The following is a 14,605-nucleotide window of genomic DNA, read 5'->3' as shown; positions in this document are numbered from 1 at the left end:
CGTCTTTCGGTGAAAAGAACAGGTTTGTAGTCAGGACTTCAGTCCTTCCGGTTGGAGTGAAGAAGGACTAAAGTCCTCACTACAAACTTAATTAATAGTTTTGAATTTTCTATTGTGAGACTGCTTGGTGAGTCGGCGCAGCCCGATTAGGAATAAAAGCTCGATCGAGCTTTTGACTTGTGCCGGAGTCCGGCAGGGGTTTAAACCCCTGCCTCAAAGCTAAAGTCGGTTAAAACCGACTCTCATATCAAATGCGGTGAGTTCGTCCCCATCGCGATCGCACAATCACGATTTAAAGCCCTTAGAGCTTTTCTTTTTGTCCTGCGGCTTGGACTTTGACTTGTGAACTTCGCCTAAAGCTTCCTGAAATAAGTTGTGCAGGTGCAGGGGAACGCTGGCAATTTCCGGGAGTTCGGGTTCTAAGGGTTTTTTGAATTCTTGTAACAGGGAATCTAAATCGATCTCGATCTGAAAGTCTGTGCGCTGCAATACTGTTTGCAAGATTTGTGATAATTTCGCTGGGTTAACTTTAGCTAACCGCCGCCAAATCCAGGCATTAATTGCCGGATCTTCTAGATAGCTGCGAACCATTTTCTCGTAACCGGGAATGGTGGAAAAGTCCTCGGCTGCGAGCATTTCGGTAAACTGGCTGTAGTTAGACAAAAAGGTTTGTCCCCAGCGGGAATGAGAAAGCGCTGTCACCTTTTCGGCTTTTTTGAAGCGATCGGGCAATTCGACTTTCGGCGTTACCATTTTTGAACTCGCATTGCTGTCGATCGCCACCTCAACTGCTTTAGTATCGGCGCCTGCTGCTGCGATCGCGACTGCTTTGATTTCTTCGGGATCGATTCCGGCATCTTCAACGATATCCGCGAGAGATTTACTTCCATCGATGCCGATATCAGCTAAGCGTTTTTTAGTCATTACCTCCTGAAATTGGGCCAACTGTTTGTTGAGGTGATATCCCGATAGCGTCACTTCGTCGCCGCCAAAAAATTCGGTAAAATCGTCGTGATACTGTTCTACCGACTTCCAAGCTTGCTCTAACAGTTCTGGGGCGTCGCTGTACAGGTTATTTTTGTAATTTTGCTTGAAACTGCCGATCGCCACCGCCAACTTCGGCTTGCCCAATTTCCCCATGGGAATCGGAGGCCCTGAGAGTATCCACGCCTCATCGGTGAGAGGCGCAATCCGAGCCCGCAAGATTTCTCCTAACTTAAAGCGAGACATTTCTGGGAGGAAATTAGCGCTGTTGGGCTTGACATTGTAGTGCTTCGCCGTCAGCCAGTTTGTCACCTCGAAGCTGTCAGGGGAAATTTGAGTAATTTCAAACAAGCCGGTGAAGCTTTTTTGACCCCAACTTTTTAGCAAACTGATCTCGCCCTCGGTTAAATCGGGCTGACTTTCGACAAAAAGGTCGATCGGCGTTTTGTTTCCGACTTTACCTTCGACTGTAAAACTGTCAATTACCTGATTTTGTTGAGCAATATCGTAGCGCTCGCCCGTCGAGCGAATTGCGGCAAAAGCTTCTAAAGCTACCGCCAACTCTCCCTCAGCATCCAGCACAAAGTCAATTAAATTTTGCTTGAGTGTCCAAGCTCTTTCCAACATTGCATCCACAAGTTATACCGATTTTGAATGAAAGGATTTAGATTCTTAACAATTATCGGACTTGAAGCAACCGACGCTTTACGCTCCGGCTGGGATAGAATGGCGCAGATTGCGAAGAATGACCGAAATATGCGATCGATGCCTGAGTCCTGAATTAGTTTAATTTTAAGCCTAATATTCAAAAAATAATGTCCATCTCAAACTCCGTTGTTAATAAGTTTTTTTGCACCCCCAGCCGGAGGGTGCATCTCACTTTTGTTTGAAGAGGGCGAAGCATGACCGCATATAAGTTATTAGTTATATCTCATATTCACTGCGGTCATGCTTCGCCCCTACAGATATATTTTCTTGCACAAGCCGCTGCACCCCCAGCCGGACAACCAACCGCGCACAAATCTTGCTTTCTGAAAAAAGCGATTTCAACGCAGCCGAAAAATACCCCTCCCGATGTAGAGAGGGTCTAAAAATCCCCAATAACTTTGCTAAACTCGCCTTGAAAATAGTGTCATATGATGTCCGCTCGATTACCATAAAAAAACAGTTCGTAGTGCGGACTTCAGTCCGCAATCCGGCTGCGGACTTAAGTCCGCACGTGCGTTCCTTACCCAAACACTTCGCTGCATTCAGCAGCGCTGGTACAAAACTCCCGCACGATCGAGTTTATGTGCATCCTAGACTGAAAAATACCAGCAAAATGCTTTGACCAAGAATTTCTTGATAGTACCCGCCACGTGATTTATCAATCCCAAATCGAAAATCGAAAATCCTCTCTTCCCCCGAATTTATCCGTGGGGTCGCCTCTAAAATCTAAAATCTAAAATCTAAAATCGATTGACTCAATGTTTGTCCAAGAGCTTTTAAAACCCGCTTCATATCAACGTCTCCTCGTATTTTGTCGCAAAAATTGTCGTGTTTGTTTTCCCGATCGGGCGATCGCGCGTCAAGAACCTTGGTTGAAGCGCCATCTTTGTCGCAGCTACCAAAGAGCGATCGAGCGAACAGGGATATTTATCGTGATGTGCAACATACTAAGCTCCTGCTTGTTACCATTACTTCTACCAAAAGATAGATTAGTTAAACAAGCGGAACTCATCTTTTATGAGGTTGTCTGAGGGGCGATCCCCATTCCTACAAAAAACCCATCTAGCGGTTTTCCTATCAATTTCAAACCCTTACTCTTCTCTTCTGGGTCTTTCTATAGCAATCCTAATTGATTTGCTAGTCCTAGAAATCCGGCTCTCCAGAACTTATGGTGATAATTTTATCTAATGCAAGAAACAAGCTAATACGCGATTTCTAAAATTATCAAAATTAGAAAAGCCATACCCTTGTCGCATAATTAACTTAATTTTATTATTAATTCCTTCCATCACTCCACTGGTTGTGCGATGAACAAAGTAGTTGCAGATACCTTCAAAATGATTCTCAATTGTTGATGCAGATTCTCTAAAAAATAATCGTGCATGATTTAGCCATTTTTTTAATTTTTCCTGCCCTTTTTTGACAGTTAAATTAGTTTCATATATTTCCCTAAAATCTTCCTTCATCTGATATGCAATCCTCAAACATTCTGATTTTTTTAAGATCAATTCTAATTTATCAAGCTGAAGAGGATTAAGAGCTTCCCCATTACTTAATAATAAATATTTACTACATCTATCTGTAATGCCTGCTGCTCTACGTAATTTATTTAAATCTCGATTTACCACTTTCATGACATGAAAACGGTCAATGACAATTTGAGCATTTGGAAATACTTCTTTGATAACTTTAGGGAATCCTCCCCACATATCAACACTCACTTCTTCAACTTGCTCACGAACCTCAACTGGTTGCTCCATAAGGACTTCAATGATTTCTTGCTGGCGGTGAGAGTCAATCATTTCAATCAAATCACCTTCAGAAATATCACTAACAACAGTCACAAACTTTCCTTGACCTTTCCGCATACTTATTTCATCCAAAGAGATTCGCTTAGCTGGCTTCCAAGTTGTTGTTTTTTTTTGCTTAATTACTTGATCGAATATTCCTTTTATTTCGTCATAACTTAGTTGCTCTTCTCGCCCAATCTGTTCTATATTCGATTGTTTAACGCGCTCATAAATGTTTTGCTCATATCGTTGAGTATGCCTTCTTTTTTTGTCCAGAAAATGTATTTGTTCTGTGGGATATCGTTGGCAATTAGGACAGTAAAACTGCCGTCGTGGGATTTTTAAATAAACAGGACGACCAAAGACTGGCAAATCTCTTACTAAGATTGGTCGATTCTGATGCAATTGTTCGGTATAATTTTGACAGTGATGACAAACCATACCTTCTCCTACAATTCTCAGTCCTAAGAAAATTTTTCCCTCAATTTGAGTACAACTTTCAATCTTGACTCCAGGCAAGTCTAATAGATAGTCTAAATAAAAGTCCATGACAGTAAATGTATTGTTTGTTACATTATACACCATAAAGTCAGGAGAGCCAGAAATCCTGAAATCCTTGTTCAACAAGGAGTCTCGCAAGACAAAAAGGTTTTTATCTTGTGCCAATCCGATCTGATTGCTATAGGTGGAACAGGCGTCTCGCCTGTCCTTCTTAGGTTCATCAAAAAAAGCCCCTTGACCAAACATCAAAACTTGCATAAATACCCGATCGAACTACAAGAAAACCTGCTCTATGTTGAGGTTTCGGTTCTGCATAGCTCCTTCAAACAGCTCAGTAGAAAGAGCCTGTTCTACCGACCAAACCCCCGGTTTTGTCAGTTTGCCCTCTAACATCAATTGAGCAATGCTGCCAGTACCGATGCCCGTTGCTGTGGCAGCATTCGGGTGTACCGCTGTCGATCGCACTTTTGCGGGTTGACCGTTTTTGATGCCGCTCACTTGCGATCGCACAGCCACGCCCACACCGCTAAAATTATTGGTAACAGCAGTCATCCCGTAGCTGACATAAGACAAAAACTCAATGACTGAATTATTTTTCAGCCAGCTATCCGGCCAGTATTTAGCAACAAACCAGGTAAGGTGATTGTAAAGGTCGGGAGAAGTGCCAAATTTAGTAATAACTGTTTTGACTGGGAAAGTTTCGGGCAAAGTAATTGCTTCCGGCATATCGAACCAGTAAACGCCTGTTTTGCCGTAGGGTGCTGGAAATTCTATCGTTTCGCGATCGGTGTAGGGTTTGATTTGCTGTAGTTTGCCATCAACCAAAACATCAAAAGGAGTTTGCAAACCCAAAAAAGTAGTACGCATGACGGTAACGCCAGCACCCCCAGAACCGCCGACAACATAACTCAAATGAATGTGTTCTGCGGTATCTAACTGCTCCACATCTCGGCGCACCATGCTGTTAGAAACCCCCGGAAAAATGCCCGTATTGATAATCGCTGTCACCCCGGCATTTTTAGCAAGTTCCCGGCAGTCTAAAGCTCTCCGAGTAAAACTGCGACTGTCGCTGACATCGGTATAATTAACACCTGCTTCGATGCAAGTTTTCAGCACGCCCGCATCTCGGTAGTGAAAAGGCCCGGCACAGTGCACGACGAGGTTAGAGGATGAAACCGCTTGGCGCAGAGCAGCACTGTCTGCTAAATCTAAAGCTAAATAGCGCGATCGATCCGACGGCAACTCTGCTGGAAGAGAGCCATTGGGATCGCGTCCGGTAACAGTAATTTCTGCGTCGGTATAGGTGAGAATATCTTGGGCAACGCTGCTGCCAATTCGTCCGCGCCCGCCGACAATCAAAACTCGGTTTGCCATCGCTCAAAAAAGGGTAACGCCATCTTTCACTATGTCAACTTTTGGCAGGTCTTTTCATCCACATAAAGTATGACTTTATGATAACTGATATCTCGCACCAATATCCATAACCCCAGAAGGGCGGTGAAAACCAATAAATCAAACTAATTACAGACAAGTTAAATAAACCTCCACCAAAGTAGAAAATCCTTTATTGACAAGGTTTGATATCTGAGTTAAAATGTAATCATATATGAACAGTCCGTAATATTTTTGATAATTCCTTATAATAAACCTAAAATAAAACACTATGACATCTGAAGGTAATGTAGCTGATACGGGTATTGTAGAACAAGCTAAACAACTAATCGCCGAAAAAAGAGCATCAGATATGCCTGAAGCACTCGAAATATTGAAACAGCAAGCTAAACGCGATAAAGATAAAGAAAAAATGGAAAAAATTAAAAGCACCCAGAAATTCTTTGGTGACAGACATAGCCGATCCAGCGGCAAAAAGAAGAAGACCAAAAGGTAAGCTGCTCAAAGAAATATCTCCCAAAATTAGTCTGCAATTAGTGTAGTACCACGAAATTAAGAGAGTTTTGGGGGAGGTCGAATTACTCACACTTAGTCATTTTGATACTTGCGTAATGCCATTTAATCTAACTGACTAAGTGTGAAAATAACCTAGGCTGAAAGGACTAAAATTTAGGGAGGTGCAAAAATTATGGATAAGCTGACAACTGAAACACTGCTAGATTATTGCGGTTCTGATGATTATGCCCTGCAAACAGAAGCATTGATACAGCTTGTAGATGCAGAAGTTTATGAGGCTGTACCGAAGATATTAAGATTGCTAAAATCCGCCGATGAATCCATTAGAGCCCATGCAGCCGAGGCATTAGGTTATCTGGGTTCAGAGCAAGTAGAGACAGTTGGTTTTGCATTAATGCCTTTGCTAAACGATCCTGAAGAACTGGTTAGGTCTGAAACAGTGGAGGCATTGGGAGAACTTGGTTATAGTCCTGCGGTTGAACCGATAGAATATATTCTCAGACACGATCCTTCAGCACTGGTTCGCGCATCAGCAGCAGAAACTCTTGGATATTTAGATGAATCATTAGCTATAGAAACTCTGGAGCTTTCACTGCTTGATGTTGATGAAGATAAAGCAGTTAGAGGGTATGCTGCTAATTCGATCGGGCTTTTAGGTACGCCGCAGCTATTGCCAAAACTGGAAGAGTATCTAAAATTAGAGCTTCCTTTATCAGTAAAAGCTGAATTGCTGGGAGCGAGGTACTGGTTGGGCGCGAAAGAAGATATCGAGAAGCTATTGAGTTTGTTGGATAATGCTGATGAACATTTAGCAATGCTCATCCTGAATATTTTAACAGATTTGACCGAACGGGAGGAGCAGCCAACATTGGCGAAAGATGCTCCCGATTTAGAAAGGGTGTTAAGTGCGATCGCAAATCGTTTTCCCCTCACAGGGAATCAACCCGAAAAAATTCTCGCACTCGCACACTGATAAATTAATACAAATAAACGCAGATGTAATTCATCTGCGTTTATCTGCGTTCATCTGCGGTTAAAAATCTTACTTCTAATTAATCCGAAACACCGACTTAGCCGTCGATTTCAGAGAATTAGCCGCATCGCTCAAGGTTTGCGCGATCGGCTGCTGCGAGTGCATGAACACGCGAGCAGTATTGCGTCCCGGCATCCCCGAAATCGAGCCGCCTGGGTGCGTACCCGCACCGGTGAGGAACAAACCGTCGATCGGCGTTTTGTAATTCGCCAACTCGGGTAACGGACGGAAAAATATCATCTGATCCAGCGTCATGTCAACGTGGTAATAATTCCCCTTCAGCGCCCCCAAACGCTCTCCCAATTCCGCCGGACTTTCCACGCGGCGGCCGATAATTGAGTTCTTGATATTGGGTGCGTATTCTGCTAATTTGTCAATGCAGCGATCGGCAACTTTGTTTTTCAGCTCGTCCGTCCAACCCGTACCGTGCTGGCCGGTTCCTTCAGCATTTTCGATTTGGTAAGGAGCAAAAAATTCAATCCAAGCCGTATGGTGTCCGGGGGGAGCCATTGACGGGTCTCGTACCGTCGGAAACACGACATACATCGACGGATCGGAATCGGGGATTTTGCCGATCGCAGGCTGAGTATGAGCAATTTCCACGTGTTTCACCGAATCAGCAATCAAAACAGAACCCATTAAATATTCGTCTTTATGGTTCCAGCGATCGAACTTCGGTACTTCATTGAGAGCTAAATCTATTTTCAGAATTGTCTCATTGTTATTGACAATTTTGCGCTCCAATCTTTCCCGCAAATTCGGATCGGCACTGTCAACATCGCTATCATCCATCAAGTGCAGAAACAAACGCTTCGCATCAATATTAGAAATGACGCCTTTAGTAGCTCGATATTCTGTGCCGCCTGCAACTCTAACACCGACAGCGCGGCCATTATCAACTAATATTTTCTCGACGTGCTGGTCAGTAAGTATAACACCCGCATAGCTTTTCACTAAATTGACCAGCGCTTGCACCAATGCACCCGTTCCTCCGCGCGGCCTCGCCATCCCAGGATTGTGGCGCATTGCCATCATAATTGCGCCTACAGCAATGGTTTTTTGTGAAGGAGGCGCGCCCAACTCTGCGGCCAGTCTTGCCAAAGGTGCTTTCAAAAATTCCTCATCAAACCACTCGTTGAGAATGTCCTCAGCGCTGGTAATCATCGTGCGAATAAAGTCCAGCGTTTTGTCTGGAGAACCAATGACTGAAAATAAGTCTTTGAGTTTGGCAATATCGTAGTTACCGGCAATATCTATTATAGACTTTGGCGGCGCGTTAAACATCGGAATCATCGCGCTTAAAGCGCGCTGCCAAAAATCTGTATATTCGGCATATTTTTTCGCATCGCGTTCGTTGTAGCGGGCAATTTCTGCACAAGTTTTTTCTACGGAACCGTGCGCCAAGAAATATTTGCCGTCTGGATGCGGACAAAACGCCACTGGATCGCAGTAAAGATATTCTAATCCGTATTTTTCCAGTTCTAACTCTTCTACAACTGGCCCTAAATGGATAAATTCGTGGTCGATCGCGCACAAGTTGAATTTAAAATCTGGTAATTCGGGAATCGCAGCTTCGGTAGTCGCGGCGCCACCGGGAACGGAACGTTTTTCTAACAAAAGAACGGTATATCCGGCTTTGAGGAGATAAGACGCACAGACAAGCCCGTTGTGACCTGCTCCTATGATAATCACGTCATACGTTTGCATAGATGAAGCTTTGGGATAGGATGTTTTTCTCATTTTACAAATGTTAACAACTTTGCGGGCTCTATCAATAGAAATAGATTCATCTTAAGAGATTAGTTTGAGCATCTTACAAAAGATGGAGTTCTTACCTAGTGCTGCTGTGCGATCGCCTTTATTTCTTCTTGAATTTACCAGAAAGAATTGGTTTAAAGCCGCAACCCCGATCGGGATAAATTAAAATCAGACTATTCATTACTCCAATCCTCTTCCTTCCAGGTAGAGGTAGCTGTCAACTGTCAACTGTCAACTGTCAACTGAACGAGCGATCGCCACGCCAATTTGCCCAGCATCATATCACAGAAATTTTCATTTATCGGTATTATATAAAAAATTAACAATCCGTAGGATTTCCCAGATAAACTATTGTTTTGTAAACCAATGAAACAAAGCCACGATCGCCACAGTAAGCTTGATAAAGTTCGGTTAAATCCGAGATAAGTTTCTGCAATGGAGGCCCGGAGTTCGGCATATAAGATGAGCTTTGTGCCCGCCCGATTAACCCTGCTAAATCTAAATCTTGTCTGTTAGCAAATTCGATCGATCGCACATCAGTAAAATCTGCACTCGCAAGCAAAGGTTCGATCGAGCGATCGTGCTTTTGGGCAGGATAGCTCTGGGAAGCGCTCTTAACAATTTGAGTGTAGCCCTCTGTCAGCGCATCCGTGCGATCGCGCAAATTCCAAACTACAGTCAACCTTCCCGATGGCTTGAGAATTCGCCGAAATTCTGGTAAAGTTAAAACAGGATTGAACCAATGGAAAGACTGGAAACACGCGACTAAATCGAGCGATCGGTCAGGCAAATTAGTGGCTTCGGAAGTTCCGTCTCTAAACTCTACCAAAGTATGAGGTGCGGCCGCTTGTCTCATCTCGGCATTGGGTTCGATCGCTAATACTCGAACCTCTCTTTCTGCTAGCAAACGGGAAGAAATTCCTGTACCTGCACCGATATCGGCTGCGGTTAACCGTGAAGGTTCCCCAAGTCCTGCTAAAATCGCATCGATCGCAGCGGCTGGATAACTCGGGCGGTATTTGACATAATCCGTAGCGCGATCGGAAAATCGACCTAGCGGATTCATCTCGTATAACGGCGGTTTGGAGTTATCAGTCATTAGTTATTAGTTATGTATGAGTTATGAGTTATCAGTCATTAGTTATTAGCCATCAGTAATCATACCAAATCCGGGTTTAGAGCGCCGTTTATTTTCTTAGTCCGCGAAGGCGGACTTCGTTTTTGTAGAAGCGATTTTAATCGCCGAATCATAGTTCGATCGTAGCGCGGAACGGGCGATCGGCGAACAATATTAATACTCATCTACAAACTGCTCGTGAACCCACAGGAATTCGCGCCGTCTGTTCTGTACCCGAACTAAGCCACCAAAACCAGGATCTTTGGCTTTTAGCAGCGCGTGTAATTCTCGCAAAATCGAGCCTTTCGCCATGATTGCTGAGTCGCCCTGTTGCCAATCTGGGATGTCATTTTCGCCAGACAAATTAGTAGCTAAATCGCTACCTTTCAAGGTAGATTCGATGCTTTTTTGTCCTAAATCGAGTTCTTCTTCAATGCCTTTGTAGGTAGCTTCGTCTAGCATGAACTTGGTGGCAGAGGCTGCGACAGGTAAGACTAGACTCAGGGTTCCGGTCAAAATTTTGAGATAGGGGGCTGCTATGGTAAACCATTGGCGCGATACTTCCAATTCATAAACTCCTTTCTGCTTGTCGTGAGGATTTAAGGCGGGAAGCGGTTGACGAGAGTGTTCGCACCAGAGGGTTATTTGCAATTTTGTACTAATCCATTTTGGGCGATCGAAAAACTTGGGATCTACGGGCTTGAAACTGAACAGGCGCGGGCCATCTTTGGCTTCATCGGTGAGCATTTGCATCAGTGACGCAAATTGCTCATCGACTTTGCTGAGAATGATCCGCTGTTCCTGAGACAATGACTGATATCGTTCTTGATTTCGACTATCGAAAATCACTAAATCTTCGCGGATGATTTTTAGCTCGTCTTTGAACATATTTCGGAACTGCTGAATGCCGATTTCTTGAGATGGGGGTTGAGCAATCGGTGCGTTATTCAGCAAAGAATCGATGTTTTGCCATTTATTACAGAGTGAACATGGATAATCATGACGATTATCTTTTTTGCTTTCAATTAGTTTCTCTACTTCAAATAGCGCGTTTCCAGGCAGATTTTTACCACAAGGCGCAATACAAGGAACCATCACATTACATCGCAATCCTTCCCAGAAATTCTCGACTAGCCATTTAATCTCTGCCGTGAGATAAGACAAGAACCGTTCTGGATAAGCCGCCCGCACGGTGATTTTGACATCCGTATTAATATATTCCAGCAATGCCCGACCGTTGTAGTCGTCGTCAAGCATCAAACCGCGTTGCCAATGGATACTTTGTTCGTAATTGCATCGCCCCAGTGAGTATTTGTGCAAGCGCACAATTAACTGGTAAAACAATCCTTCTGCGACTGCAAGTTGTCCTCGATCGTCCACAATGCGGCAGATTTGCACTTGTTGTCTGTCTCCGGCTTCCGGTTGCTGTCCCCAATTGGGCAATTCCGGGCGTGTATCGGGTACGAGTTGAGCAATCAAACTGGTATTACTGGGTTTAGTTGGATCGAGTACCACGCGGTAGGACAAATCGAAGCGTTCCATCAGCTTGAGAAAGATGGGATGTAGTTCTTTCGGGTAGCCGTTTTCGCCTGGAAACGGGGGATTCCTCCATAATTCACCCAGATGCTCAAAGTCTACTAAACCGTTGCGGCGGCGGGTCGTTTCATCATCAAGTACGAAGCTAATTGCCTTGGCCAACCAGTCGGGTTTGAGGATGACAATATCTCGCAGTATTGGATCGTAATGGTAATGGATGATATGCCCCAAGGTATGGGAAATGCGAAGAAAAAGTTCTGCTTGTTCTTTATCGATTCCGTGTTTAGCGCAGATGGCAATAACTTCATCGTAGGGCAGATAGGCTTTGTCGTTTGTCTGCAAGATTTCCCGCACTCGCTGCCATTTGGCGGGAATCGAACGTCCCATTTCGGGAAGAGAGGCGGCGACATTAGCGATCGCACTTTTTAATTCTGCCACGCCGTTGCAGGAGTTCTGAGTGTCAGGTTTGCTGTCGATATGAAAGAAGCCAAGCACCGTATCGCAGCCGAATCGATCGCGAATTTCCTGTCTGTCAATGTCGGGTTGTCGCTGTCCAGGGCCGCCGTGGGTGGCGACTACTAGGACTTTGGCATCTGGTTCGCGATGCTTGATTAGGGTAATCCACTCTTTGACAAAGCCCTGCTGGGGGCCTTCTCGTGGCTTCCACACCACCAGATACACGGCTGGTGCACTGAAAAACAACTGGTGTGTGGGTCGATAAACCGGTTGACCGCCAAAATCCCAACCATTGAGGGATATTTCTGTGTCGGTTTCAGGATGGGTGACAATGACTGGCTTAATTTCAATGCCGTGAGTGGTGGGACGACTTTCTAGCCATTCGTCTTCTCGTAATGCTCCGAGGAGGCAACTTTTGCCTACCTCGCCTTCGCCGATTAAAATCAGCTTGGCTTCGTTCAGGGTGATTTGTGCTTCTGCCTTTGCTCGTAGGTATTGCAAAAGGGCTTTAGTGCCTTGTTCATAGGCGGCGGCGAGGTCAGAATTGAGAGGGTTGTTGTGGAGGTAGAGCAGTCGCAACTCGGTGAGGAAGACCATCGCTTCTGGTAGTTCCCTCAGTTGGTTACTGGAAAGGTAAAGCCCACGCAACTGGGTGAGGGAGGCGATCGCCTCTGGCAGTTTCGTCAGTTGGTTGTTGTGGAGGTAAAGCTGTTGTAATTCGGTGAGGGAGGCGATTGCCTCTGGCAGTTTTGTCAGTTGGTTGTTGTGAAGGTAAAGCTTTTCCAACTGAGTGAGGGAGGCGATCGCCTCTGGCAGTTTCGTCAGTTCCAGATCGCTAAGATTGAGTGTTTTTGCTCCCTCTCGCCGCGCTTTTCCAATGCGCTGATATGCTTTCCGATCGCCCTCAGTTCCTGACATTGCCAATTCCTTATTTTGATTTTTGTATATAAGTTCGATCATCGCCTTTTGAGATGAAAGGGCGATCTTGAGACATGATTTGATTTTGAATATTCCTTAATCTCACTACAAAATAACACGAATATTTTGGCGATTCGTGAGGTTTGAGTAAGGTTTTTGAATCTCGACGCGCCTAGTCCAAGAAACCGGGTTTCTACGGTAATTTACGCCTCCTCATGAGATTTTACGCAGAAACCCGGTTTCTGAGTCCCACGCGCTGAGTCCGAGAAACCGGGTTTCTACGAGAATTTACGCCTCCTCATGAGATGATCTGAAGAAACCCGGTTTCTGAATCTCGACGCGCCTAGTCCAAGAAACCGGGTTTCTACGACAATTTACGCCTCTTCACGAGATTTTCGCGAGAAACCCGGTTTCTGAGTCCCACGCGCTGAGTCCGAGAAACCGGGTTTCTACGAGAATTTTCGTATCTTCACGAGATTTTCGCGAGAAACCCGGTTTCTGAGTTCCCGCGCTGAGCCCAAGAAACCGGGTTTCTGTGAGAATTTACGCCTCTTCACCAGATTTTTCGTATAAACCCGGTTTCTGAGTTCCACGCGCTTAGTCCAAGAAACCGGGTTTCTGCGATAATTTAAACAACCTCACCAGATTTTTCGTAGAAACCCGGTTTCTGAGCCTCCCAGTTTCTGACTCCGGCTAGCCACTCACCTACCTTCTGATATGCCACGTCGCCAAGTTATCTTGCAAGCGGGTAATTACTACCATGTTTATAACCGAGGTAATAACCGTCAGTTGATATTTTTTGAACGAGAAAACTATATTTATTTTTTACGCCAATTAAGAAACCATCTGATTACTCATGGTGTCGATATTCTTGCTTATTGTTTGATACCGAACCACTATCATTTATTAGTTCACCTGAACACCAATCGTTTTTCCAACCTGATGCAGGCATTTACTCTGTCTTATACTAAGGCTATTAATAAACGCTATCAAAGAGTTGGTTCACTTTTTCAGGGACGGTTTGAGGCGATTCATGTGGGAGCATCTCAATTTTGTAAAAAGCATTTTTTTTATTATAGTGCTGTCCCCGCTCGCGTATTGTACAACTCGCGAGCGGGGACAGCACTATCTATATATAGCCTTTCTCAAAAAGATGAGGTATAACTGACAGCCCACACAACCCTTAAACCAAGAGGGCCCAAGCCCAACAACATACCTCATCTTTCTGAGAACCGCTATAAATGAAAAACTGAGATGCTCCCAGTTTCGATGGATCTGTTTGGGTTGCCCCTTTTGCTGCTGTTTTTCACGATTAATTGACCCGCCCAAAAACGGAAGTCCCCGCAGGGCTGTCGTGGGTATCCCAAGATTTTAGACCTTAGTTAGACCTCGCAGATTTATCTGTGGAGTGAATCTAAAATCTAAAACTGGTTCGATCGCGAAGTCGAAGAATCTAAAATCTAAAATCTAAAATCGACTGACGAGGTTTAAAGCAATCGAATCTACTTCGATCGCAAATTCTGACAAACAAAACCAAGCTAACACCAGCGATACCGAACGCTGGGCTTCGTTAATTGGTGGGCGAGCGCTGGTGCTGTTTGGTTTGTCGCAGCGTTCACTCAGAGGTGCTTTGCTGGCGGTTGCGGGCGGCAGTTTGGCGGCGCGCGGACTCGGGGTTGTGGAGGGTTTGCAGTCGGCTGCGGATGCGAATCAAAGGTAAAAGTGGCGATCGAATACAACCCTCCGGGCGGTGCGATCGGTGCGGGCGCTGCTAAACTATTTGGGGAAGATCCAGAACAGCAAATTGCTGACGATTTGCGCCACTTTAAGCAGTTTATGGAAGCTGGGGAAATAGCTACGACGGAAGGTCAATCTTCGGGCCGCAAGTTATAATTG

At 44.8% G+C, this 14,605-nt stretch carries 12 protein-coding genes; 6 read left to right on the top strand and 6 right to left on the bottom strand.

Translation table 11 applies throughout. The annotated features are described in order from the left end of the window. Positions 1-285: 285 nt before the first annotated feature. Positions 286-1,611, bottom strand: a complete 1,326-nt coding sequence (locus JGK14_RS18380; protein WP_325315381.1) for a hypothetical protein — start codon at positions 1,609-1,611, stop codon at positions 286-288. Between the two features lie 502 nt (positions 1,612-2,113). Here JGK14_RS18380 and JGK14_RS18375 point away from each other — a divergent pair. Both JGK14_RS18375 and JGK14_RS18370 read left to right on the top strand, forming a co-directional pair. Beyond that, complete coding sequence (locus tag JGK14_RS18375) at positions 2,114-2,314, top strand: hypothetical protein (RefSeq protein ID WP_293236398.1); 201 nt, start codon at positions 2,114-2,116, stop codon at positions 2,312-2,314. A 136-nt stretch (positions 2,315-2,450) separates the two neighbouring features. Beyond that, positions 2,451-2,723, top strand: coding sequence for a hypothetical protein (locus JGK14_RS18370; protein ID WP_293186007.1), 273 nt, complete (start codon positions 2,451-2,453; stop codon positions 2,721-2,723). A gap of 153 nt (positions 2,724-2,876) precedes the next feature. Here JGK14_RS18370 and JGK14_RS18365 read toward each other — a convergent pair whose 3' ends face one another. After that, positions 2,877-4,241, bottom strand: a complete 1,365-nt coding sequence (locus JGK14_RS18365) for an ISL3 family transposase (protein ID WP_325315347.1) — start codon at positions 4,239-4,241, stop codon at positions 2,877-2,879. Between the two features lie 15 nt (positions 4,242-4,256). Then, positions 4,257-5,357 carry a saccharopine dehydrogenase family protein gene (locus tag JGK14_RS18360; protein WP_293197351.1) on the bottom strand — a complete coding sequence of 367 codons (1,101 nt, stop codon included), beginning with the start codon at positions 5,355-5,357 and terminating at the stop codon, positions 4,257-4,259. A gap of 289 nt (positions 5,358-5,646) precedes the next feature. On the opposite strand from JGK14_RS18360, the gene JGK14_RS18355 reads away from it, so the two are divergent. Further along, a complete protein-coding gene (locus JGK14_RS18355) occupies positions 5,647-5,871 on the top strand; it encodes a polymorphic toxin type 34 domain-containing protein (protein ID WP_293197349.1) in 225 nt (74 codons plus the stop codon). 192 nt (positions 5,872-6,063) lie between these two features. Then, positions 6,064-6,864 carry a HEAT repeat domain-containing protein gene (locus tag JGK14_RS18350; protein ID WP_325315346.1) on the top strand — a complete coding sequence of 267 codons (801 nt, stop codon included), beginning with the start codon at positions 6,064-6,066 and terminating at the stop codon, positions 6,862-6,864. Positions 6,865-6,939: 75 nt separating this feature from the next. On the opposite strand, the gene crtO is transcribed toward JGK14_RS18350, so the two are convergent. The 3 genes from crtO to JGK14_RS18335 all read right to left on the bottom strand — a co-directional run bounded on the left by crtO (position 6,940) and on the right by JGK14_RS18335 (position 12,709). Further along, positions 6,940-8,631, bottom strand: a complete 1,692-nt coding sequence (gene crtO, locus JGK14_RS18345; RefSeq protein WP_293197345.1) for a beta-carotene ketolase CrtO — start codon at positions 8,629-8,631, stop codon at positions 6,940-6,942. A gap of 370 nt (positions 8,632-9,001) precedes the next feature. Further along, entirely contained in the window at positions 9,002-9,781 is a 780-nt protein-coding gene (locus JGK14_RS18340; RefSeq protein WP_293185998.1) for a class I SAM-dependent methyltransferase, read from the bottom strand. Between the two features lie 192 nt (positions 9,782-9,973). Next, the gene (locus JGK14_RS18335; protein WP_325315345.1) at positions 9,974-12,709 is read right to left on the bottom strand and encodes a COR domain-containing protein; all 2,736 of its coding nucleotides are present in this window, start codon (positions 12,707-12,709) and stop codon (positions 9,974-9,976) included. A gap of 717 nt (positions 12,710-13,426) precedes the next feature. On the opposite strand from JGK14_RS18335, the gene JGK14_RS18330 reads away from it, so the two are divergent. Both JGK14_RS18330 and JGK14_RS18325 read left to right on the top strand, forming a co-directional pair. Next, complete coding sequence (locus JGK14_RS18330; protein ID WP_293193289.1) at positions 13,427-13,873, top strand: transposase; 447 nt, start codon at positions 13,427-13,429, stop codon at positions 13,871-13,873. A gap of 558 nt (positions 13,874-14,431) precedes the next feature. Then, positions 14,432-14,602 carry a hypothetical protein gene (locus JGK14_RS18325; RefSeq protein ID WP_325315344.1) on the top strand — a complete coding sequence of 57 codons (171 nt, stop codon included), beginning with the start codon at positions 14,432-14,434 and terminating at the stop codon, positions 14,600-14,602. Positions 14,603-14,605 lie beyond the last annotated feature (3 nt).

Source organism: Microcoleus sp. PH2017_28_MFU_U_A (assembly GCF_020738035.1).
In the GTDB taxonomy this organism is placed as follows: Bacteria; Cyanobacteriota; Cyanobacteriia; order Cyanobacteriales; family Microcoleaceae; genus Microcoleus.
Note: the sequence above shows the minus strand (reverse complement) of the source record. Positions and strands in the feature narration are given on the sequence as shown.

Bases quoted from the DNA above. Each gene is read 5' to 3' on its own strand.
- JGK14_RS18365 (WP_325315347.1), bottom strand. From the start codon at position 4,241: ATGCAAGTTTTGATGTTTGGTCAAGGGGCTTTTTTTGATGAACCTAAG.
- JGK14_RS18330 (WP_293193289.1), top strand. From the start codon at position 13,427: ATGCCACGTCGCCAAGTTATCTTGCAAGCGGGTAATTACTACCATGTT.
- JGK14_RS18360 (WP_293197351.1), bottom strand. From the start codon at position 5,357: ATGGCAAACCGAGTTTTGATTGTCGGCGGGCGCGGACGAATTGGCAGC.
- JGK14_RS18380 (WP_325315381.1), bottom strand. From the start codon at position 1,611: ATGTTGGAAAGAGCTTGGACACTCAAGCAAAATTTAATTGACTTTGTG.
- JGK14_RS18340 (WP_293185998.1), bottom strand. From the start codon at position 9,781: ATGACTGATAACTCCAAACCGCCGTTATACGAGATGAATCCGCTAGGT.
- JGK14_RS18335 (WP_325315345.1), bottom strand. From the start codon at position 12,709: ATGTCAGGAACTGAGGGCGATCGGAAAGCATATCAGCGCATTGGAAAA.
- JGK14_RS18350 (WP_325315346.1), top strand. From the start codon at position 6,064: ATGGATAAGCTGACAACTGAAACACTGCTAGATTATTGCGGTTCTGAT.
- crtO (WP_293197345.1), bottom strand. From the start codon at position 8,631: ATGCAAACGTATGACGTGATTATCATAGGAGCAGGTCACAACGGGCTT.
- JGK14_RS18355 (WP_293197349.1), top strand. From the start codon at position 5,647: ATGACATCTGAAGGTAATGTAGCTGATACGGGTATTGTAGAACAAGCT.
- JGK14_RS18370 (WP_293186007.1), top strand. From the start codon at position 2,451: ATGTTTGTCCAAGAGCTTTTAAAACCCGCTTCATATCAACGTCTCCTC.